General features: G+C 64.1%; 19 protein-coding genes. 4 read left to right on the forward strand and 15 right to left on the reverse strand.

Translation table 11 applies throughout. The features are described 5' to 3' along the window. Positions 1-19: 19 nt before the first annotated feature. The 5 genes from AB7531_RS32685 to AB7531_RS32705 form a co-directional block, all read right to left on the reverse strand. A complete protein-coding gene (locus AB7531_RS32685) occupies positions 20-3,115 on the reverse strand; it encodes a MexW/MexI family multidrug efflux RND transporter permease subunit (protein WP_071915899.1) in 3,096 nt (1,031 codons plus the stop codon). Positions 3,116-3,185: 70 nt separating this feature from the next. Next, positions 3,186-4,379 (reverse strand): efflux RND transporter periplasmic adaptor subunit, encoded by a 1,194-nt coding sequence (locus AB7531_RS32690; protein WP_231144405.1) that lies wholly within the window; start codon positions 4,377-4,379, stop codon positions 3,186-3,188. A 1-nt stretch (position 4,380) separates the two neighbouring features. Continuing rightward, a complete protein-coding gene (locus AB7531_RS32695) occupies positions 4,381-5,082 on the reverse strand; it encodes a TetR/AcrR family transcriptional regulator (protein ID WP_084795235.1) in 702 nt (233 codons plus the stop codon). A 141-nt stretch (positions 5,083-5,223) separates the two neighbouring features. Further along, positions 5,224-5,814: a thiamine pyrophosphate-dependent enzyme gene (locus tag AB7531_RS32700; protein ID WP_063984762.1), complete on the reverse strand. Its 591-nt coding sequence runs from the start codon at positions 5,812-5,814 to the stop codon at positions 5,224-5,226. Next, positions 5,811-6,353, reverse strand: a complete 543-nt coding sequence (locus AB7531_RS32705; RefSeq protein WP_063984763.1) for a phosphonopyruvate decarboxylase — start codon at positions 6,351-6,353, stop codon at positions 5,811-5,813. The genes AB7531_RS32700 and AB7531_RS32705 overlap by 4 nt, the downstream gene beginning before the upstream one ends. Before the next feature lie 108 nt (positions 6,354-6,461). Here AB7531_RS32705 and AB7531_RS32710 point away from each other — a divergent pair, with 108 nt between their 5' ends. From AB7531_RS32710 to AB7531_RS32720, 3 genes are all read left to right on the forward strand, one after another. Further along, the gene (locus AB7531_RS32710) at positions 6,462-7,694 is read left to right on the forward strand and encodes a cytochrome P450 (protein WP_063986564.1); all 1,233 of its coding nucleotides are present in this window, start codon (positions 6,462-6,464) and stop codon (positions 7,692-7,694) included. Between the two features lie 77 nt (positions 7,695-7,771). Then, positions 7,772-8,989: an ornithine--oxo-acid transaminase gene (gene rocD, locus AB7531_RS32715; protein ID WP_063984764.1), complete on the forward strand. Its 1,218-nt coding sequence runs from the start codon at positions 7,772-7,774 to the stop codon at positions 8,987-8,989. Between the two features lie 477 nt (positions 8,990-9,466). Then, a complete protein-coding gene (locus tag AB7531_RS32720) occupies positions 9,467-11,056 on the forward strand; it encodes a Spy/CpxP family protein refolding chaperone (RefSeq protein WP_231144404.1) in 1,590 nt (529 codons plus the stop codon). A 138-nt stretch (positions 11,057-11,194) separates the two neighbouring features. On the opposite strand, the gene AB7531_RS32725 is transcribed toward AB7531_RS32720, so the two are convergent. The 10 genes from AB7531_RS32725 to AB7531_RS32770 form a co-directional block, all read right to left on the reverse strand. After that, positions 11,195-11,440 (reverse strand): hypothetical protein, encoded by a 246-nt coding sequence (locus AB7531_RS32725; RefSeq protein WP_310473371.1) that lies wholly within the window; start codon positions 11,438-11,440, stop codon positions 11,195-11,197. A gap of 767 nt (positions 11,441-12,207) precedes the next feature. After that, positions 12,208-13,071 carry a sugar phosphate isomerase/epimerase family protein gene (locus AB7531_RS32730; protein WP_063984766.1) on the reverse strand — a complete coding sequence of 288 codons (864 nt, stop codon included), beginning with the start codon at positions 13,069-13,071 and terminating at the stop codon, positions 12,208-12,210. Next, on the reverse strand, positions 13,071-14,261 hold the full coding sequence (locus AB7531_RS32735; protein ID WP_063984767.1) for a dihydrodipicolinate synthase family protein: 1,191 nt from the start codon (positions 14,259-14,261) through the stop codon (positions 13,071-13,073). Before AB7531_RS32735 ends, AB7531_RS32730 begins: the two co-directional genes overlap by 1 nt. Before the next feature lie 10 nt (positions 14,262-14,271). Next, positions 14,272-15,423 carry a Gfo/Idh/MocA family protein gene (locus tag AB7531_RS32740; protein WP_063984768.1) on the reverse strand — a complete coding sequence of 384 codons (1,152 nt, stop codon included), beginning with the start codon at positions 15,421-15,423 and terminating at the stop codon, positions 14,272-14,274. Beyond that, positions 15,420-16,817 carry a hypothetical protein gene (locus AB7531_RS32745; RefSeq protein WP_063984769.1) on the reverse strand — a complete coding sequence of 466 codons (1,398 nt, stop codon included), beginning with the start codon at positions 16,815-16,817 and terminating at the stop codon, positions 15,420-15,422. The genes AB7531_RS32740 and AB7531_RS32745 overlap by 4 nt, the downstream gene beginning before the upstream one ends. A 4-nt stretch (positions 16,818-16,821) precedes the next feature. Next, positions 16,822-17,670, reverse strand: coding sequence for an ABC transporter ATP-binding protein (locus AB7531_RS32750; protein WP_231144403.1), 849 nt, complete (start codon positions 17,668-17,670; stop codon positions 16,822-16,824). Next, entirely contained in the window at positions 17,667-18,659 is a 993-nt protein-coding gene (locus AB7531_RS32755; protein ID WP_063984770.1) for an ABC transporter substrate-binding protein, read from the reverse strand. The genes AB7531_RS32750 and AB7531_RS32755 overlap by 4 nt, the downstream gene beginning before the upstream one ends. 62 nt (positions 18,660-18,721) lie before the next feature. Beyond that, the gene (locus AB7531_RS32760; RefSeq protein WP_063984771.1) at positions 18,722-19,531 is read right to left on the reverse strand and encodes an ABC transporter permease; all 810 of its coding nucleotides are present in this window, start codon (positions 19,529-19,531) and stop codon (positions 18,722-18,724) included. 317 nt (positions 19,532-19,848) lie between these two features. Next, complete coding sequence (locus AB7531_RS32765; protein WP_014496982.1) at positions 19,849-20,556, reverse strand: TetR/AcrR family transcriptional regulator; 708 nt, start codon at positions 20,554-20,556, stop codon at positions 19,849-19,851. Positions 20,557-20,779: 223 nt separating this feature from the next. Further along, entirely contained in the window at positions 20,780-21,628 is an 849-nt protein-coding gene (locus AB7531_RS32770) for a VOC family protein (protein ID WP_063986566.1), read from the reverse strand. A 207-nt stretch (positions 21,629-21,835) separates the two neighbouring features. Between AB7531_RS32770 and AB7531_RS32775 the strand changes: the two genes are divergently transcribed. Beyond that, a complete protein-coding gene (locus AB7531_RS32775) occupies positions 21,836-22,729 on the forward strand; it encodes a sugar kinase (protein WP_014496984.1) in 894 nt (297 codons plus the stop codon). Positions 22,730-22,739 lie beyond the last annotated feature (10 nt).

Genomic DNA, 22,739 nt, shown 5'->3' on the forward strand with positions numbered 1-22,739 from the left:
TGGTTCGCTGACCTGCGGCTCAGGTCGGTCGCAGCGCCTTGGAATTGAGGTCGAGATCGTTGACCTCCTTGTTCCGCTCGGAATCGGCCGCCGCGCGGTGGTCGGTTGCCAGCACGACGTAGACCGCGGGCAGCACGAACAGCGTGAACAGCGTACCGATCGACATGCCGGCGACCACAACGAGGCCGATCGAGAAGCGGCTGGCCGCGCCCGCGCCGGACGCAGTCAGGAGCGGGATCAGGCCGGTCACCATCGCGGCCGTGGTCATCAGGATCGGCCGCAGACGAATACGGGCCGACATCTCGATGGCCGAGCGGCGGTCGAGCCGCTCGTTGACCTGGAGCTCGTTGGCGAACTCCACCATCAGGATGCCGTGCTTGGTGATCAGCCCGACCAGCGTCAGCAGACCGACCTGGGTGTAGATGTTCATGGTCGCCATGCCAAAGAACAGCGGGATCAGCGCACCCACGATCGCCATCGGCACCGAGATCATGATCACGAACGGGTCACGCAGGCTCTCGAACTGCGCCGCCAGCACCAGGAAGATGATGATCAACGCAAAACCGAAGGTGATCGCAAGCTGGTTGCCCTCCTGCACGTATTGCCTGGAGTCCGCGAGATAATCGTGGCTGAAGCCGGCCGGCAGCTTCTTGGCCTCGCCTTCGAGGAAGTCGACCGCCGATCCGACCGTCACGCCGGGCATCGGCACAGCCGAGAACGTCGCCGAATTGAGCTGATTGTAATGCGTCAGCGAATTCGGATCAGTCTTGGTCCTGACCGAGACCACGGTCGACAGCGGGAGCTGCTGGCCCGTGTTGGTCGTCACATAATAGCCGCCGAGCGATTCCGGCGAGAGCCGGCTGCTGCGCGGCACCTGTGGGATCACCTGGTAGGACCGGCCCTCCAGATTGAAGCGGTTGATGTAGTTGCCACCGAGCAGCACCGCGAGCGTAGAGCCGAGGTTCTGCATGTTAACGCCGAGATCCTGCGCCTTGGTGCGGTCGATCGTGACCTCCACGTTCGGCTGGTTGTAGGCGAGGTCGCTGTCGGAGACGATGAACATGCCGCTCTTGCGCGCGGCGTCCTTCAGCTTCTCCATCTGCTCATAGACCGTCTGGAAGCCCGCGGTGGAATTGATCACCATCTGAACCGGCAGACCGCCGGGGCCACCCGGCAACGGCGGCAGGTTGAACGCGAAAGCCTGCACGCCCTCGATCTTGGAAAGCTCGGCCTGCACCAGCGGCTTCAACTGGATCGACGAGCGCTTGCGCTCGTCCCACGACTTCAGCAGCATGCCGGCGATGCCGCCCTGCGGGCCGTTGATGCCGTTCAGCACGAAGCGCAGATCGGTTTCGGGGAACTTCTGGAATTTCTCGTCGAGCTTCTCGCCGTAGAAATCGACATAGTCGATGTTGGCGTATTTCGGCGCCTTGGTCACCGCGAACACGATGCCCTGGTCCTCCTCAGGCGCCAGCTCCTTCGAGGTGTGCATGTAGAGGAAGCCGACCAGCCCGAGGATCGTCACCGCGAACAGACCGGTGATCGCCTTGTAATCGAGCGAGCGGTCGAGCCTGCGCCCATACCAGCGCGTCAAAGCGCCGAACACCTTGTTGACCAGCTTGGCGAAGCGGCCCTCTTCGGTATTCTTGAGCAGAATAGAGCACATCATCGGCGACAGCGTCAGCGCGATCACACCTGACACGATCACCGAGCCCGCGAGCGTGAAGGCGAATTCGCGGAACAGCGAACCGGTCAGGCCGCCGAGGAAGCCGATCGGCGCGTACACCGCCGCGAGCGTGATGGTCATGGAGATGACCGGCCCAACGATTTCGCGCGCGCCTTCCAGCGCCGACTGAACCGGCGTCTTCCCCTCCTCCAGATGGCGATGGATGTTCTCCACCACGACAATGGCGTCGTCGACCACGAGGCCGATCGCGAGCACCATCGCGAGCAGGGTCAGAAGGTTGAAGCTGAAACCCAACGCCAGCATCAAGGTGCAGACGCCGATCATCGACAGCGGAATGGTGACGACGGGAATGATGACCGAACGGAGCGAGGCCAGGAACAGGAAGATGACCACGATCACGATGATCACGGCTTCACCCAGCGTCTTCTCCACCTCGTCGATCGAAGATTGGATGAACTTGGTCGAGTCGTAGGCGACCTTCATCTTCATCGACGGCGGAAGATTGCGCTCGAGTTCGGGGAACAGCGCGCGCACGCCCTTGACCAGCGTCAGCGGGTTGCCCTGCGGCGTCGCGTTCACGCCAATGAAGATCGCATGCTCGCCATTGAAGGCGACGCTGGCATCCGTGCTTTGGGCGGCGAGTTCGACTGTGGCGATGTCCTCCATCCGCACAAAGCCGCCGTCCTTCGCCTTGACGATCATCTTCCTGAACTGGTTGACGTCAGTCAGGCTGGTGTTCGTCGAGATGTTGGAAACGATCAGATAGCCCTTGGTCTGCCCCGCTGCGGACTGGAAGTTGTTGGCGGCGATCGCGGCGGCGACATCGGCCGGCGACACGTTGCGGCCGGCCATCTTCATGGGATCGAGCCACAGCCGCATCGCAAAGGTCTGGCCGCCCAGAATGTCGGCCGAGGCCACGCCGTCGACCGTCGACAGCACCGGCTGCACCACACGCGTCAGATAGTCTGATATCGCCGAGCCCGACAGCTCCTCGGAGGAGAAGCCGAGATACATCACGGCCGTGGTCTGGCCGGTGGTCTTGGTGACGATCGGGTCGTTGGATTCCTTTGGAATCAGGTACTTGACCGAGTTGGTCTTGGCGAGCACCTCGGTGAGCGCCTGGTTCGGATCGAAGTTCAGCTTGATGTAGACCTGGATCGTCGAGGTGCCGAGCACCGAGGACGAGGTCATGTAGTCGACGCCTTCGGCCGAGGCGACCGCCTGCTCGATCGGCGTCGTGATGAAGCCCTGGATCAGGTCTGCGGACGCGCCGGGATAGACGGTCGTGATGTTGATGACCGTGTTCGACAGCTTCGGATATTGCCGGATCGGCAGCACCATCGCCGCGCGCAGGCCGATCAGCAGGATCAGCAGACTGACGACGACCGACAGGACCGGTCGCTTGATGAAAATATCGGTAAAGCGCATCGCGGCGATCTCGATTTCTTTGTCTCAAGAAAAGTGATCCGGTCGAGCCGGATCACTTGGATGGTGTTGATCAGTAGCGCGGCGGCTGCGCCGGGATCTGCGGAGCCGGGTCGGTCGAAATCGACACCGGAGCGCCCGATTGCAGCTTGAGCTGGCCAACGGCGACGACCTTGTCGCCCACCTTCACGCCCTTGATGATTTCGACGCGACCGTCGACCCGGCTGCCGGTCTGCACGAAGGTGCGCACTGCGGAGAGGCTGGTCTTGCCGTCCTCTTCCTTCTTCTCGGTGATCACGAACACGGAGTCGCCGTAGAGCGTGTAATCGACCGCCGTTTCCGGCACGGTGATCACGGCCGGCTTCGCCGGCAGCACCACCGTCGTGGTCACGAACATGCCCGGCTTCAGGATCTTCTCCGGATTGGCGACCGTCGCCTGCACGCGGATGTTGCGGGTGTCGGCCGCGACCTGCGGCTCGATCGTGGTGATCTTGGCATCGAAGGTGCGGCCGGGGTAGGCGTCGACCTTGAGCCGGACCGGCTGGCCGACCTTGAGGTTGCCCGAGTCCTTTTCGGTCACCGTGAAGTTGGCCCACAGCTCCGACAGATCGGTCAGCGAGACGATCGCCGTGCCGGCCGTCAGGTACTGGCCGACTTCGACCTTGCGGACGCCGAGATCGCCGGAGAACGGCGCACGCACCAGCTTCTGCGAGATCACCGCCTCGGTCTTGGCGATGCCGGCCAGCGCCTGATCGTAGGCGGCCTGCGCGTTATCGACGGTCGCCTGCGGGCCGAACTGGCGCGATGCCAGCTGCTTGGCGCGGTCGAGCGAGAGCTGTGCGACGGTTGCCTGCGCCTTGTAGTTGGCGAGGTCGCCCTGCTCCGGCATGTCGAAGAACTGCACCAGTGGCGTGCCGGCATCGACATGCGTACCCGGCTCGAACTTGATCTCGGTGACGCGGCCATTGACGTCGGCGCTGACGTCGACCTGGTGCACGGCGGCAAGGCCGCCGACTGCGGTGAGCAGGTTCGGGACCACCTCGGACTTCGCCTCGGCCGCGCTGACCGCGGTCGGCGGCGGCTTGTTGTTGGCGAAGAACTGCTTGATCATCTGGCCGCGGAAGTAATTGAACCAGACGAGGCCGCCAACGAGCACGCCCAGGAGCGTGCCGACGATGATGAACCACAGCACTGGCCTAACCGGACGCCGGCGAGCCTTGGTGTCGATCGGTTCGCCCGAAATCTTGTGTTCGGTTACGATGTTCATGTCATGCGCTTTCTGCAATCGCCGTCTTGCCCGCATCCGCGGCCCGATCGCGGCCCAAATGCGAAGCAATTGCGGCGTCGTTAAGTCCGATACCCCTCAGGAGAAACTCACAGAGCTGCCGCTCCAGATCGTTCGCCTTGCCGTAGACGAGGCAGGGCGTGGCCGGCAGCCTGGTCAGCGCAGCCATCATCACCGAATGATGCGCGAACCAGAACAGGTTGAGCGGATCGCCGCTGAACGGTCGCGCGTCACCGCTGGCAACCGCACGCTCGAGCGAGGCGAGGAAGACCGCCCCGATCAGCTTCTCGATCTTGGCATATAGCAGACGGGCGAATTCGCCGTCATCCAGATGGCTGGTGGCCATCAGTCGCAGGCGCTGCGCCTCTTCCTGATCGGGCCCGTCGGCGATGTGGAGGAAATGCTGGACCATGCCACGGATCAACTCGACCAGCGTGGCCGTCGAGGGCTCCCGTTCGAGCAGGTCCATCAGTGCCGGATCGGCTTCGCATTCGTCGCTGAGGATTTCGGCGTAGAGCGCCGCCTTGGACGGAAAATGCTTGAACAGCAGCGCCTCGGAAATGGCAGCGGCGGCCGCCACGCTCTTGGTCGTGGTGCCGGTATAGCCGTGTCGGGCAAAGCAGCGTTTTGCGGCACCGAGGATCAATTGACGCCTCAGGTCGCTCGTCATTCGCAGTGAGCTCATGTTAGTGAGTAAGCACTCACCCACGCAAAAGTCAAGCAGAATGCTGCGACGCAACCTACGTGGGTACAAACTTGTTGGAAAATGGCCACACTTCCCCGCCCGGAGGGCCGGGAACGTTGCTCAGGACGGAGCCAAGCAGGGCTAGATCGGCTGGAAGCCGAGATCGCCACGGATCCGGTTGACGATGTAAGTCCCGTCCCGGACTGGGAGAATCCGGTCCAGGCTGGCGCTATCGATCTTCACATTGGCAAATCGCGGCCCCGCCGAGACGTTGTGGACGGCTTTGGCGAAGGCCTCGACCTCGGCCATGGTCGAGATCGCGCGGGAGTCCCCGATGCCGCAGGCCCTGGCGACGCCGACGAGGTCGGCAGCCGCGGAGGTGTGGCTGGTCTGGCCACCGGTCTCGCCATAGGCCTCGTTGTCGAGCACCACGATCGAGAGGTTGGACGGCTTCTGCAGGCCGATGGTGGCAAGGCTCCCCATCCCCATCAGCATCTCGCCGTCGCCGGTGATGACCAGCACCGGCAGTTTTGGTTGCGCCAGCGCCAGGCCAAGCCCGATCATCGCCGCGCCGCCCATGCCGCCCCAGAGGTAGAAGTTGCGCGCGTGGTCGCCGGCGGCACACATGTCGTTGGTGGAGGCCCCGAGGCCGCCGATCGCAACGACGTCCTTGCGGTTCGCAAGCAGGGTGGACACCACCTGGCGGCGGTCGAGGAGGTTGGCCTTGCTCATTTGGTGAAAACCTTCGCGCCGATCAGGCGCTGCGACAGCAGGACGGCGGTGGGCGTGAGCGCGTTGTAGGCCTGCGCTGCGGCTGCCTCCATCACCGCCGGCACCTCGGCCGCATTGGACGCGCGCAGCACCTGGACGCCCGAGAGTTCGAACACGCCCTGCGTGGTCGATCCCATCGGCACCTGCCATGGATTGAACTCGCCCCACTCGCCGCGCATGGTCACGAGCGTGAGGAACGGAAAGCGCAGGATCGGGATCAGCGACAGCATGTTGATGCAATTGCCGACCCCGCTCGACTGCATCAGCAGCACGCCACGTTGTCCGCCCGTCCAGGCCCCGGCCAGGAGCGCGACGCCCTCCTCCTCCGTCGTCAGCGGAATGCCGCGCATCGTGGATGAGGCCAGCACGCGCTGGATCAGCTTCGAATGGCCGGCATCGGGCACGTACGGCACCTGCCGGACGTCGAAGCGTTGCAATGTCGCGAAAATATCGTCGGGCCAATTCGGGGCCGTGTCGGCAGCGTCAGCGCGGGCGTGCATTTTCCTGTCCGGTCGGCTTGCAAATCACGACACGACTGTAGACGGTGAGCCGAGCCGCTCGAAAGAGCGAAAACAGCATATCGGTCTCAACCGGCGAGTATGGCGGCGATGAACGCAAGTGCGAAAGAACTGGCGGCCAATTTCGATCTGGAGAAGCTGACACCCGAATTCTACGACGATCCCTACCCGACTTATCGTGCACTGCGGGACAACGAGCCGGTCAAGCGCCTTCCCAACGGCACTGTGTTCCTGACCCGCTATGACGATCTCGTCACCACCTACAAGAACACAAAGTCGTTCAGTTCGGACAAGAAGCGCGAGTTCGCGCCGAAATACGGCGACACCCCGCTTTACGAGCACCACACCACGAGCCTCGTCTTCAACGACCCGCCCGCCCACACCCGCGTGCGCCGCCTGATCATGGGCGCGCTGTCGCCGCGCGCGATCGCGGGGATGGAGCCTGATATCGTCAAGCTGGTCGACGGCCTGCTCGATGCCATCGCCGCCAAGGGGACTTGCGAGCTGATCGACGACTTCGCCGCGTCGATCCCCATCGAAGTGATCGGCAATCTGCTCGACGTTCCCCACGACGAACGCGAGCCGCTGCGCGACTGGTCACTGGCGATCCTCGGTGCGCTCGAGCCCGTGGTGTCGCCCGAAGTGGCTGCGCGCGGCAACAAGGCGGTGAAGGACTTCCTCACCTATCTCGAAACCCTGGTCGCGCGCAGGCGCCAAAAGCCCGGCAATCCCGAGCGTGACGTGCTGACGCGCCTGATCCAGGGAGAAGGCAACGGCGAGGAGAACGGCGAGCGGCTGACCGAGAAGGAGCTGCTGCACAACTGCATCTTCCTGCTCAATGCCGGGCACGAGACCACCACCAATCTGATCGGCAACGGCCTCGTCGCGCTGCACCGGAATCCGGACCAGAAGCAGCGGCTGATCGAAAACTCCGACATGATCAAGACTGCCGTCGAGGAGATGCTGCGCTACGAGAGCTCGAACCAGCTCGGCAACCGCATGACGACAGAGAAGATCGAGCTCGGCGGCGTCATGCTCGACGCCGGCACGTCGGTGACGCTGTGCATCGGGGCGGCCAACCGCGATCCCGCCCAGTTTCCGGAGCCCGAACGCTTCGACATCGCGCGCACGCCGAACCGGCATCTCGCCTTCGCCACCGGCGCACATCAATGCGCCGGCATGGCGCTGGCGCGGCTCGAAGGCGCGATTGCGATCTCGCGCTTCCTGGCGCGCTTCCCGAATTATGCCGTGAGCGGCCGTCCGGTGCGGGGCGGACGGGTGCGGTTCCGCGGCTTCCTGAGCGTGCCCTGCTCCATAGGTTGAGGCCCGCGCGCATCATTTCGAACGAGCCACGCATTAGATCTGTTAGAATGCGCAAGACACGTGAGCTGGAGTGACGAATGAGTAGTCCGCCAGTCGCTGATTTCATCTCGAGGGAGGAGCGCTTCGGCGCCCGCAATTATGAGCCGCTTGGCGTTGTCCTGTCGCGCGGCGAAGGCGTCTTCGTTTGGGACACCCAGGGCAACCGATATCTGGATTGCCTCTCCGCCTATTCGGCGGTCAACCAGGGCCATTGCCACCCGAAAATCCTGGCCGCCATGGTCGAGCAGGCCGGCCGATTGACCCTGACCTCGCGTGCATTCCACAACGACCAGCTCGCTCTCTTCTACGAGGAGATCGCGGAACTCACCGGCTCTCACAAGGTGCTGCCGATGAATAGCGGAGCCGAAGCCGTTGAGAGCGCGATCAAGTCCGTGCGTAAATGGGGCTATGAGGTGAAGGGGGTGCCCGACGGGCAAGCCGAGATCATCGTCTGCGCCAACAATTTCCATGGACGCACCCTCGGTATCGTCGGTTTCTCGACCGACGCGGCCACGCGCGAACATTTCGGCCCCTTTGCGCCGGGCTTCAAAATCATCCCCTTCGGCGATCTCGCCGCGCTGAAAGACGCCATCACGCCGAACACCGTCGCCTTCCTGGTCGAACCCATCCAGGGCGAAGCCGGCGTCATCATTCCACCGGCAGGCTATTTCACGGGGGTGCGCGAGCTCTGCACGGCGCACGACGTGATGCTGATCCTCGACGAGATCCAGACCGGACTCGGCCGCACCGGCAAGCTGCTTGCGGAACAGCACGAGGGCATCGAGGCGGATGTGACGCTGCTTGGCAAAGCTTTGTCCGGCGGTTTCTATCCCGTCTCGGCCGTGCTTTCCAACAACGAGGTCCTCGGCACGCTGAAACCAGGTCAGCATGGCTCAACATTCGGTGGCAATCCCCTCGCCTGCGCGGTGGCGCGCGCGGCGCTCCGCGTTCTCGTCGAGGAAGGGATGATCGAGAACGCTGCGGTGCAAGGTGAACGCTTCCTGAAAGGCCTCAGAAGCATCCGCGCCAACACCGTGCGCGACGTGCGCGGACGAGGCCTGATGCTGGCGGTCGAGCTCAATCCTGAAGCCGGCCGTGCACGCCGCTACTGTGAGGCTCTGCAGACCGAAGGCATCCTCGCCAAGGATACCCACGAGCACACGATCCGCTTCGCCCCGCCGCTGGTGATTACCAGTGACCAGGTTGATTGGGCCTTGGAGAGAATCGCTGCCGCCCTGACGCAGGATTTCGCCTGAGGTCTGCCTGCGTCGGAAGACCGCAAGGCCGCTGACAGTCAACAACGAACGATTTCGCCGCCTGCGCGTTGAACGGTTCCGGGCGACTGGGACGAGCGTGGAGTTGCGATCATGCTTCCGCGTGCCGTGTGCCTTTCGGCGTTTTTGGTCGGTGCCTCGATGCTCGCGGCGAGCGTCGGAGCGTCCGCCCAGGACCATCGGGGTGGACCACCGGGAGCGGCTGCCCGACCGGCAGCGCCGCCCGCGATGGCCCGACCGGCGGCGCCACCTGCGATGGCGCGTCCTGCCGCGCCGGCATTTCATCCCCCACCCATGCCGCAGCGGCCGGCCATGGCGCCGAATCCGGCGCCTCGCATGGCCTCCCCGCCGCCGCGCCCGGCCCCGCACTTCGCGGCACCGCCGCAGCGAGCTGCCCCGCTCGTGGCGGCACCGCGACCTGAATTCCACCGCGCTCCGGCAGCACCGCAACGTCCGGCGATGGCACCGCCGCCGACGCCGCATATTGCCGCCCCCTCACACCCCAGCGCGCCGCCGACCGTGAGCGAGCGGCGGGAACAGCCGCGCGAGACGCTGTCGCGCCAAGCCTCGGAACGCCAGGGCCGCATCGACCATTTGCAGCAGCGTGTGCAGACATTGCAGTCGCAAAAGCCGGAAGGCGCAAGAGCGCAACGCGAGCAGCAGCGGTTGCTGCAGTCGCAGAATAGGCTGCTGGAGCGCGAGCAGCGCGTCCAACAGCGTGAGCAGCACGTCGAGCAGCGACAGCGCGAGATGCTGTCGCGCCAGACCACGGAGCGCCAGACCCGCATCGATCGCCTCCAGCAACGTGTGCAGACCTTGCAGTCGCAAAAACCTGAAGGCGCACGCGCACAACGCGCACAAGAACGCGCACTGCAGGCGCAGAACCGTCTGCTGCAGCACGAGCAACGGGCGCAGCAAATCGATCTGTCGCGCCAGCAGAGGCTGGGACCGCAGGCCCCCGCTGCAACAGCCGCAGCGGCTGTCGCCGCGCGCGGGCGGTTTGCCGCGCACTTCCGCGAGCGGGCGACTGCGCAAACCCAGGCGGCCCTCGTCACCCGCCACAGCGGCTGGGCTCCCCGGCAGGCCTGGCGACACCGCCATCCCGCGGTGTTCGTGGCATGGCTTGGGCCCGTGTTCTGGCCCTACGCCTATTCCGACATTTTTGACTACACGTTCTGGTCCTATGCCTACGAGCCCGGCTATTGGGCGTACGCGTATGACGACTTCGTCGACACCGTGTTCTGGGGCGATGACAGCCCCTATTCCGCCTATGCCAGCACCAACCCGAATGACTATCCGCAAGCCGGCGGCGGCACCCGCGCGCGCCAGCGCGCCAGCGCGAGCCCGCAAACGCTGCAGCAATTATGCGGCACACCGGACAAGGGCGTCACCGCTTGGCCGCTTGACGATATCACGCGGGCGGTGCGGCCGACGGCGGAGCAACGCGCGCTGCTCAACGCGTTGAAGACCGCGGCGGCCAACGCCGCCGGTGTGTTCAAGGACTCCTGTGCGGAGACTTATGCACTGACGCCGCCTGGCCGCTTGCGGGCGATGATGAACCGCGTCAGCGCGACACTGGATGCTGTCAAGATCGTGCGACCGGCACTGGAGACTTTTTACAACTCGCTCAGTGACGAGCAGCAGGCCCGCTTCAACGCGCTCGGCCCCAACATCGGCGACCGCTCGCCTCGGCAGCAGCAAGCCAGTGCCCAGGAAGCCAGTGCCGAAGGCTGCGGTGATCCGAAGTCCGGCCTGACCCAGTTGCCGATCCAGAGGATCGAGGCTGTGCTTCACCCCGCGGGCAAGCAGAAGGAAGCGCTCGACCGCCTCGGCGAGGCGACGGCGAAGGGCGTTGAGGGCCTACAGGCGGCCTGTCCGAACGATGTACCGCTGACGCCGGTTGGACGACTGGAGGCGATGCAGCACCGGCTCGAAGCCATGCTTCAGGCCGCCAAGCTGGTCGAGCCCGCCCTGGACGAGTTCTATGCCACGCTGAGCAGCGAGCAGAAGGCGCGCTTCAACACGCTGCAACAGCTCGCAGGCCCGTGACGGCGGCGTCGCATTCTCTCGTTGCAATGCGAGCAGCGGCCGAACGACGCGGGGCGCCGTCATCGCCCTGCTCCACAGCCGCTTCTCTCCGTGAGAAGTGCGGTGGCACGGAATGCAAACAACCGCCTCGTCTTGACCTCACGCGACGGAAATCGTCTTCGGTCCAGCGTCATTCGCGGTTGGGATCGCTTGAGGCCGCTCTTTCTCATCCGAGCTGATGGCGTTGCATTGCTGGGAGTGAGCAGACAACTCAAGATCGGCCAGGTGGTCCCAGTATTCTGCTTCTGCGAGCAGCTTCCATTTGTTCATGCTGTTGTACGCGGCCTGTTGGCGGCACAGCGAACCCATCGCACGCAAGCGCTGCACTCTCTCCACTGCCTCCACTGCGAACCTCCCTTCGCGCCAGCTTGTTTACAAGCGCATTTATGTTGTCACAATTTCGCAGATTGAATTGACGAGTGATAGTCCGGTGTTTGACGGTCAATCGATGATAGCGCAATCGTCTGACTTTTCACCGACGTGAGCAGCTCCAGCCCTGAGAGCTAGTCGAGCTCTCAGCGCCGCAGCCCCTTCGGCCAGCGCTGTACGCAGGCGCGCAACAAGACTCGCGTCGAACGACGGGTTCCCAAGTCGCAGGTGCATTCATTTCAGGACCGAAATCTTAATTGTCAGCGGCCTTCCCGCGATAGTGGTTAGCTGGCGATCAGACCGGGCCGGACAAGGTTTGATCCCGAAACTATTTTGGCCCGGCACATTGGACTGCAAGACCGCCTTCGGGCGGTCTTTCCTTATCGCCGCAATAGAACGGGCCGGGGCTGGATCACGCCGGGGCCCTTCGGCACGCCGATCACAACAATGGCCCCGACGATTGCGCGTCGGGGCCATCCAAGATCATCAGGCGTGGGTACATCCGCCGTGCCTGCCGATCGTTGATGCCACTCATTACCGCATCCGATCTGGCGCAGACCGTGGCGAGGCTGCGGCATCGGGATGATATCATTCTGCCTGAAAGCTGACGGCTGTCCACCTCTCGTTGGTGGTACTCCAACCGGCTCGCTGAGCGAGCCCGCCGCTTCGGTGCCGTCAAGCGGAAGGCGCGCTTCAACACGCGGCAACAAGTCGCAAGCCCGTGAGGACAGCGCGCGTGGGGGCTAGACCACCGTCCTGTGCCGCGTAATGCACGTGCGCAGCACGTCGTCCATCGGCTTGCTCCACCAGTCGTTGGAGAAGATCTCGATCTCCGAATAGCCGGCAAACCCCTGCGCCTCGACCGCGGCGCGCGCCGATTGGATGTCGATGACGCCGTCGCCCATCATGCCGCGGTCGTTGAGGATGTCCCTGGTCGGCACCAGCCAGTCGCAGACATGGAACGCGAGCAGGCGATCCTTGCCGGCGCGCGCGATCTGGGCCATCAGCTCCGGATCCCACCAGATGTGGTAGACGTCGAGCGCGACGCCAAGCATGCCGCTGCGGCCGGGGTCGAGCCGATCGCAGATGTCGAGCGCCTGTTTCGTCGTGTTCACGCAAGCGCGGTCGGCTGCATAGGCCGGATGGAGCGGCTCGATCGCCAGCGGCAGTTTTGCCTGTTTGGCGTAGACGAGCATGTCGGCAAGCGCTTCCTCGACCTGCCCGCGCGCTCCCGCGATATCCTTCGACGCCTCGCTGCCCGGCCGCGAATATTGCGGCAGGCCGCCAACGACGAGAACGATGCAGGGCGCGCCCAGCGCCTTGGCCTCATCCACGCAGCGGCGATTGTCGTCGCGCACTTCCCCCCGGCGCGATGCGTCCGAAGTGAACATGCCGCCGCGGCAATAGCCTGAGAGATCGAGCCCGGCCTCACGCACCGCGCGCGCGGTACGATCGAGACCGACGGCAGCGACCTGATCACGCCAGGGGTCGATGGCGCGGATGCCATGCCTTGCACAGGCCTCGATGATCTCGACGAGGTCACCCTGCTTGCGGACCGTCGCCGTGTTCAGCGACAGCCAGCGATGGTCGGACGAGAAATCGCGCATCAGTCTTCCAGTCCGTGCGAGGCCAGCACGGTCTTCATCCGCCGCATCGCCATTTCAGGATTGGCGAGCAGGCCGGCCTGATCGGCCAGCCGGAACAGCTCGGCCAGATGCAGCATCGAGCGCGCGCTCTCCTGGCCCCCGACCATGGTGAAGTGGTCCTGATGGCCGTTCAGATACGCCATGAAGACGACGCCGGTCTTGTAGAAGCGCGTCGGCGCCTTGAAGATGTGGCGCGACAGCGGCACCGTCGGCCCCAGCACGTCGTGGAAGCCGGCCTCGTCGCCAGCCGCGAGCCGCGACAGCGCGTAGGACGCTGCAGGCGCGATGGCATCGAAGATGCCGAGCAGTGCGTGCGAAAAGCCTTGGCTATCGCCGGCGATCAGCTCCGCGTAATTGAAGTCATCGCCGGTATACATCTTGATGCGCTTGTCGAGGCGGCGGCGCATGTCGATCTCGCGCTGCTTGTCGAGCAGTGAGACCTTGACGCCATCGACCTTGGCGGCGTTGTTGTTAATGATGGCCACCGCAACGTCCATCGCCTTGTCCAAATCCTTGGTGCCCCAATAATCCGTCAACGCCGGATCGAACATGTCACCGAGCCAGTGGATGATCACGGGCTCGCGGACCTGCGACAGCACGCGGTTGTAGACCTTGGCGTAATCGTCGGCGCTGCGGCCGAGTTTTGCGAGAGCACGCGACGCCATCAGGATGATGCGGCCGCCGACCTTCTCGACGGCCGAGAGCTGCTCCTCATAGGCGCGAATGACGTCGTCGAGGCTCTTGGCATCCTCGACCGCAAGATGATCCGTACCTGCGCCGGAGAACACCAGCGCATTGCGCCGCTTGGCGGCACCGACCGAGCGGGTGATCAGCTCCAGCGAAGTCGGCCAGTCCAACCCCATCCCGCGTTGCGCGGTGTCCATGGCTTCGGCGACGCCGAGGCCGAGGTCCCAGACGTGCTCGCGGAAGGCGATGGTCTTGTCCCAGTCGACAGCGGCGGAGAGCCAGGGATCGTTGTCCGCAAAGGGATCGACGACCGTGTGCACGGCCGAGAACGCGATGCGGTTCAAAGGGCCTTCGAGTTTTGCGGGGAACGTGCGCGAGGCCGCGAGCCGATAGGTCTCGATCGAGCGATCGGCCTTCGGCAGTTTCAGGGACAACGACGACATCGGCTGGACGGGCTTGTTCATGTGTCCCTCCTCAGGCCTTGATCGGGGCGACGTCGATCCAGCGCCGCTCCTTCCAGCTCTTCAGCGCGCATTCAGCGAGCTGCACGCCCTTGACGCCTTCGAGCAGTGTGAACTTGTAGGGCGCGTCCTCGTAGACGTGGCGGATGAACATCTCCCACTGCTCCTTGAAGCCGTTGTCGTAGGTGACGTTGTCAGGCAGCTTCTGCCAGTCGCCGTAGAAGTCGTGCAGCCGCTTCTCGTCGGGATTCCACACCGGCCGGGGCGTTGCCTGCCGCGCCTGGATCATGCAATCCGACAGGCCCGCGACCGCCGAACCGTGTGTGCCGTCGACCTGGAAGGTGACGAGGTCGTCGCGATAGACGCGCGTCACCCAGGACATGTTGATGTGGGCGATGACGCCGCCCTCGAGCTGGAAGGTCGCGTAGGCGGAATCATCCGCGGTCGCCTTGTATTTCTTGCCCTGCTCGTCAAAACGCTCGGGGATGTCGGTGTTGCCGATGCAGACCACGCTCTGGACGTTGCCGAAGAGATTGTCGAGCACGTAGCGCCAGTGGCAGACCATGTCGAGGATGATGCCGCCGCCGTCCTCGTCGCGGTAGTTCCAGGACGGTCGCTGCGCCTCCTGCCAACCGCCTTCGAACACCCAATAGCCGAATTCGCCGCGCACCGAGAGGATGCGGCCGAAGAAGCCGGAGTCACGCAGGAAGGCGATCTTCTTCAGGCCGGGCAGAAACAGCTTGTCTTGCACCGTGCCATGCTTGACGCCCTTTGCGTTGGCGAGCTTAACGACCTCGAGCGCCTCCTCGAAATTCGTCGCAATCGGCTTCTCGCAATAGACGTGCTTGCCGGCATTGATCGCCTGGGTCAGCAGGCCGGGGCGGGCCTGCGTGGTCGCTGCGTCGAAGAACATGATGTCGTTCTTGTCGGCGAGCGCCGCATCGAGGTCGGTGGTCCAGCGCGTGATGTTGTAGCGCTTGGCGAGGGCTTCGACCTTGTCGGCGCTGCGGCCGACCAGGATCGGATCGGGCATCACGCGGTCGCCGTTCTTCAGCCGAACGCCGCCCTGCTCGCGGATCGCGACGATCGAACGGATGAGATGCTGGTTGAGCCCCATGCGGCCGGTGACGCCGTTCATGATGAGGCCGAGGCGTTGGGTGGTCATGCCAATTGCTCCTGAAGTGATTTTGGCTGTTCGAGCGGACGGAGCGCCGACCAGTCCGGATGGACCGATGTCGCAAAGCCCGTTGCGGTCAGCGATCCCGTCAGGAGATCGCCGTTGTGAATGGAGAGCCGGATGCCCTGCCCGGCGTCGGCGTAGAGATCGGGATGCGCGGCCGCGAAGGCCTGCGCTTCGGCGGCAGGCGTCTCGCCAAAACCGTCGACATAGTGATGGCCGTTGCGCTCGGCATGGGTAACGCCGATGAACGCACCGAGCGCGAGATCCTGCTGCACGGCGAGACCTGCCTGGCAGGTCAGGTCCTCACCCGTCACGAAGAACCGCGCGCCGTCCGTGCTCCATTTCGCTGCGCGGGTCGCATTGACGATGGACTTGTAGAGGCCCTTGCAGGATTTCGAGGAAATGCCGCAATAGCCGAGCGCGCGCGCCGCCGGGAACGCATCGTAGGAATCGTCGGCCTCGTCGATGATGAAGCCGTGCGCGGCGAGCGAGCCGAGCGGCGACTGCCGCGTGATATCGCGCGGCATCGGCTGTTCGACATAGAGCAGCCGTGACGCGATCGACCGCAGCGCTGCATCGTGGTCGAGCCGGTCGGTCAGCGCATGCAGTGCGGAGAGATCGGCATACTGTTCGTTGGCGTCAAGCGTCACCTTGTAGTCACGCCCCAGCGTATCGAGCTCCTTGCCAATACGCGTCAACCGAGCCGCATCAGCCGCGAAATCCCCTGATAGCTTCAGCTTGAAGTAATTGGCACCGGCGTTCTCGCGTGCATCGGCAACACCGCCCTCACCTTCGACGGTATCGTCGAGGCCCACGGTGTGCCTGATGGCAACGCGCGGCAGCGGCTTTCGGCCCGCGAGAAACTGCGCGATATCCGTTTCCTTCAGGTCAGGAGAAAGTCGCGCATCGATGCCCGCGACGTTGCCAACCATGCCGTCGAAAAAGTTGGTTTCAACCCCACGCAGCAGTGCGTCGAGGATCGCCTTGTCGATTTCCGCGGGGCCATAAGCCGCCGCAAGCGCCGGAATATTCTTTTTCGCGCAAGTCGCGATCTGGGCACCGATGCACGAGGCATGCAGATCGAACGCCGTCAAGAATCCAGTCCGCGCAAGATAAAGGCCCCGCGCAATCTCCAGCGAACGCCGCAGGCCGTCGACCGTCTGCGCCGGCGACAGCTCCGGCCGCTTGTCGAACCATTTTGGCACCAGCAGCTCGGCGCTGGCACCGACCGCGCTCCCCCTGCCCTCGACCTCGATCTCGACCCGCACGAACAGCTGCGGCGTCGCGTTGATGGTGATCGCGCCAAAGCGGAACGGCCGCGCAAAATGCACGGGACGTTCAAAGAACGCGATGTCTCGCAGCTTCAGGCGCGGCGCCATGACTTCAATCCAGCGAACCTTGCGAGAAGAAATGCTTGCGGATGCGTTGCACGAGCTCGGTGAAGACAGGATCGGCCATCACATCGAGCGAACGCGGGCGCGGCAGCGGCACGTCGTAAATCGCAGCGATCGCGCCGGGCCGCTCGGTCATGACCAGCACGCGGTCGGCGAGGAACACGGCCTCGGGAATCGAATGCGTGATCAGGAGCACCGTCTTCCTGGTCTCGCGCTGGATCCGCATCAACTCGACATTCATGCGCTCGCGCGTCAACGCGTCGAGCGCGCCGAACGGCTCGTCCATCAGCATGATCTTGGGATCGTGCACCAGCGCACGGCAGATCGAGGTTCGCTGCTGCATGCCGCCCGAGAGCTGCCAGGGTAGCTTCTTCTCGAAACCTTCGAGGCCGACCAGCTTCAGCAGCGCCTTGGCGCGATCGAGATAGTGTTGTCGTGGCAGCCGCTTCATGTCGATCGGCAGCATCACGTTCGCGAGGATGTTGCGCCAGGGCAGCAGCAGCGCGTTCTGGAACACGATGCCGACATTGCCGTGCGGCTTCGTGACCTTCTCACCCTCGACCAGGACCTCGCCTGACGTCGGCGGCAGCAACCCCGAGATCAGCTTGAGCAGCGTGGACTTGCCGCAACCGCTTGGGCCGACCACGACGAAGAATTCGCCGTCGTTGATGTGGAAATCGAGCGGACGCAGCGACGGCACGTCGCCGTCGCGCGTCCGGTAGGTCTTCGACACGCCGGAAAGTTTGATGCCCGACGCATCGCCGGCAGCCCGGTCGCTCACCAGTCTCAGATGCGCGGCCTGCTGCACGATTTCGCTCACGACTGCGGCTTGCTTCACGATCCGCTCTTCGGCAGATAATCGTTGGTGTAGAAGGCCTTCGGGTTCTCCTTGGCCTTGGCATCCAGTCCGCCATATTCGACCATCAGATTGACGGAGTCCGTCATGTTCTGGTCGGTGACCTGGAACGGCCGCTTGCTCTTGGTCTCCGCGGTCCGGTAGAGCGGAATGGTCAGCTCAAAGCCCTGCGTCAGGGTGTCGATCTTGCCGCCCTTGGGGTTGGCATCGAGGATCGATTGCGCAGCCGCCTTCGGCTCCTTCTCGGCGGCTTCGACCGCCTTGGTCGTCGCCGACATGAAGCGGCGGACGAGGTCGGCATTGGCCTTCACATAGTCGGCGTTGGCGATGATGCCGGAGGAGACCATGTTGATGCCGTAGTCGGCGAACTTGATCGGGAACACGTCCTTTCCGGTAGCGTCCTTGATCTTCATCGACTGGTCCATGACGTAGCCGAGCAGCAGATCAGCCTGGCCGTTGATGACGGCATTGAGCTTGGTCTGGCCGTCGCCGGCGACCGTCTGGAAATCGCTCTCCTTCAGGCCGGTCTTCTTCAGGAACAGCGGCCAGATCTGGGTCATGGAATCGGCCGGTGTGATCGCCACCGTCTTGCCCTTGATGTCCTCAGGCTTCCTGATGTTCTTGTCGACGAAGCCCATGGCCGACATCGGGCTGGTCTGGAGCAGCACGCCGGTCGCGACGACAGGTGCGCCCTTGATTGCGGCGCGCATCATGGTGGGGACGTCGACATAGCCGAAATCGGCGGTCTTGGCGGCCACGGCCTGCGTGGTCGCAGCCGAGCCGCGGCCTTCCTGGATCTCGAGGTCGATGCCCTCGGCCGCATAGATGCCCTTGGCCTTGCCGTAATAGAACGGCGCGTGCTCGCCATAGACGTACCAGTTCAGCATCAGCACGACCTTGTCGGCGGCCTGCGCGGGCATCGTCGCAAACACCATCAGCGCAGCCGAGACAGCTCCTATCCACCGCTTCATCGTTTCTCTCCCTTGCCCTTGTTGCGTCGGCCGTTGATGGCCGTTCGTTGCCTTAGTTTTTGTTACGAGGCGAAAATCACGTCTTCGCGCTGGCTGACATGCCAGGGAATGACCAGCTTCTCGATCCGGTCCACGATCCAGAACAGGATCACGCCGAGCAGCGCCAGGATCACGAGCGCTGCGAACATCGTCGGCAGGTCGAACGTGCCGATCGAGCGCTGCATCACGTAGCCGATGCCGGAATTGGAGCCGACGAATTCGCCGACGACAGCGCCGACCACGGCCAGCGTCACCGACACTTTGAGGCCTGAGAAGATCGCCGGCAGCGCATGCGGCAGGTTCACCGCGAGGAAAACCCGGAACCGGCTGCCCTGCATGGCGCGCGCGAGATCGACCATGTCAGGGTCGACCGACTTGAAGCCCTGCACGGCGGAGACCACCACCGGGAAGAAGCCGAGCAGGAAGGCGGAAATCACTTTGGGAATGATGCCGAAGCCAAACCACACCACGAACAGCGGCGCGATCGCGATCTTCGGCACGGATTGCGAGAACACCAGCAGCGGATAGACATAGCTCTCCACTGTCTTCGACCCCGCGATCAGCATCGCAACGGGGATGCCGAACAGCGCCGACAGCAGGAAGCCGCAGACGGTGGCATAGGTGGTCGGCCAGGACTGGCGCAGCAATTCCGGCCATTCGGTGCGCAGCACCGCGACGACGTCGGCCGGCGCCGGGATCTGATAGGCGGGGATCCTGAACAGGCGGATCACAAGATCCCAGGCGACGACGATGAAGACCAGGAACAAAAACGGCCGGACCCAGGCCGCATTCAGCATCTTGGATACCGCACCTTGCGGCTTCAACTCAGCCACGTCTCACTCCCGGCATTCTTCTTCGTTCGGGGGAGAAATTAACTCGTTGGATAAATACTGTCCAGAGCTTTCCCTGTGACGTTTTGTGCCGGTTCCTGGCCTCCTCTCGTGTCCCGGACGCGCTGCTGCGCTACGTCCGGGGCACGAGACCGCCTCACCTTCGGTGTCATTCCCCGCGAAGGCGGGGGAGTACGCCGCGGCTTCTCGGTTCAATCTCAACCGTCTCTGGAATACTGGATTGCCCGCCTTCGCGGGCAATGACGGCGGAGATTGAGGAAACGACGGACGATTAGTCCACCAACGCGCGGACTAGGCCGCTAAACCGTCTGCGCCACGGCGCTGCGCGACTTCGGCGCCTTGGCGATCTCGAACAGCGCGGTCGATCGGCCCGTCAGCGCGGCCAGCACGAGGCCGACCATGTGCGAAAGCCTCTCGTCCTTGGCGTCCTTGGCCAGCAGATCGCGGCCGAAGATCACGCTCAACGTGGCCGAATTAGAGAGATAGAAGAAGCAGAGCCCCGCGATCGAGATGTAGAGCTGCACCGGATCGACCGCGACCTGGAAATCGCCGCTGTCGACGCCGCGCAGCACCACGGTGCGGATCATCTCGACGAAGGGCGAGTGCATCGACTTGACCTTGGTCGAGCGCTTGAGGTGCTTTGCGCGCGCGAGGTTCTCGGTCTGGAGCAGCGACAGGAATTCCGGGTTGCGCAGGAAGTAGTTCCAGGTGAACTCGATCAGCCGCCGTATCGCTTCGGGCGGATCGAGATGCTCGAGATCCAGCCCCCGCTCCTCGCTGCGGATCTTGTCATAGGCGCCTTCAAGCACCGCGAGATAGAGCTCGTCCTTGTTGCCGACGTGATAGTAGAGCATGCGCTTGTTGGCGCCGGCCTTCGCCGCGATGCGGTCGACACGCGCGCCCGCGAGCCCGTGCGCCGAAAACTCCTGCTTGGCGGCTTCGAGAATGCGCAGCCGCATCCCCTCGGGGTCGCGCTGCCATTTCAGAGTTCGCTTTGCCTTCGCCAAACCGGTTGCTCGCTGGGTGCTGTCATGACGCGTGTAACACGCGGGCGGGCGTTTGAGAACGATCTCGTGCCCCGGACGCAGCTTCGTAGGGTGGGCAAAGGCGCATTTGCGCCGTGCCCACGTCTTCTCATCAATTGGGCAAAGACGTGGGCACGCTCCGCTTTGCCCACCCTACGGGAGTCTTCGTCGCATCCGCACAACGACGCGGGAAGAGTACGGCCCCTTACTCCGCCGGCTTCGGCGAACGCTCCAGCAGCACCGTCTGGATGCCGCAGGTGCCGTTCCTGACCGTCATGATCCGCGTGCCCGGCTTGCGGCCGTTGCGCACCTCGGTGACGTCGAGGCCGGCGGCGATCAGGCGGGCGCGCGTGGCGTCGATGTCGGCGACCCGCCAGCTCAGGCCCCAGAGACGGTCATGCAGGGAATCCCCACCCGCCACGGGGCGGCGCACCACTTCGACGATGAGGTCGCCGCAGCGGAAGAACATCAGCTGACCCCAATCCTGGTGCGAGCGGTCCAGTGCGAGATCAAGGCCGAGCCGCGCGCCATAGAGTGCAGCGGCGCGGTCGGAATCCTCGGTGGTGACCACGACGTGGTCGAGCCCATCGATCGGCGCGATGTCGGTCGCAGCCGACAGCGGCCGCTCCTCGGCGAGCTCGAGGAAGAACATGCGCACGTCGCGCGTCAATTCGGTTGCGGCACGCGTGCGTTTCCAGTGCAGGACCGCGCCGCTCGCGACGTCGCTGCTTTCGACCTCGGCGACCGGATCAGGCCTCAAGGCCACCCGCTCCAGCCGCCGGTGCATCTTGCTCATGTCTGCGACACGAAAGCACAGGCTGGCGAGCACGCCCTCGCGGTCGTCGAGCAGCGCGCGGATCCGGTCCGCCGCGACGTTAAAGCCGCTCGGCGCCATCAGCTCGATCGTCATGTTCGCAAGCGTGAACAGCACGCGGTCGGCGCCCTCGCCGGAATTCTGCCAGGCCGGCGCGCGCCCGAGCAGCGTCTGATACGCCGCCTTGGCCGCACCGATATCCCTCACTAGGGCGACGACGTGATCGAGGCCGGTGATCATCATTCCCCCCCTTGATCGACCTGGAACCATTCCGAAGGACGGCGTTTGTCCGGGCTTGGCATGGACCGGTGATGGTCGTATTCCGGCCCCATGCCGACCTCAAGCGCTCGGGCGGCAGATTTGCGAATAATTTCAGCGTCCCCAGAGCGGAACCGGTGTTAGAGTAAGCTCGCCGGCCGGGACCACCCAGCGCATCACGGACAACCAATGCAGGCTCTCTTTATCGGTCAGACCTATATCGACGTCGTCTTCATCACCGACCACATGCCGACCGGCGACGAAAAGCACGTGGCAACGGACTACGCGGTCTCCTTCGGCGGCAACGCGGTGACGGCGGCGTTCTGCTGCGCCAAGCTCGGCATCGTGCCCGACCTCATCGCCACGGCGGCCAATGACTGGCTGGGGCGGATGTTCCAGGACATGTGCGCGAAATACGCGATCTCGCTGCACGGGCGGAAGGTGAACCAGTCCTCGCTGTCCTTCATCATGCCCAAGGACGGTAAGCGCGCCATCGTCCGCTGCCGCGATGACGAGCACATCCATCCGTTCCCGATGCTCAATCTCGGTGGCTGTCGCGCCCTGCACATCGACGGCCATCAGCCCGATGCCGCGATCCACTATGCAAAGGTCTGCCGCGAGGCCGGAATCCTGACCTCGCTCGACGGCGGCGGCCTGCGCACCAACACGCATGAGCTGCTCGCATTCATCGACGTCGCCATCGTCGCCGAACGCCTGTGTGAGCAGATGGACCTGACGCCCGAGAAGATGCTCGACTACCTCAAGAGCCGCGGCTGCAAGATCGGCGGCGTCACCATGGGTGAGAAGGGCCTGCTCTGGTACAATGAGACGGGTGCGGTCGAGGTCATGCCGGCGATGCCGATCCCGCGCGAGCGCGTGATCGACACCAACGGCGCCGGCGACGTCTTCCACGGCGCCTATGTCTATTCCTACCTCGCCCATCCCGGCAAAAGCTGGCGCGAACACTTTGATTTTGCCCGCGCCGCCTCGACCTTCAAGATCCAGCGCCTCGGCAACGAGGCCGGGCTGCCGACCCTTGTGGACATCGCCAAAGTCAGGCACGAGTTCGAAGTCAGGGTCTAGGGTTTTGTAA

The organism is Bradyrhizobium sp. 63_E2_N1_3 (assembly GCF_052076005.1).
GTDB lineage: Bacteria > Pseudomonadota > Alphaproteobacteria > Rhizobiales > Xanthobacteraceae > Bradyrhizobium > Bradyrhizobium barranii.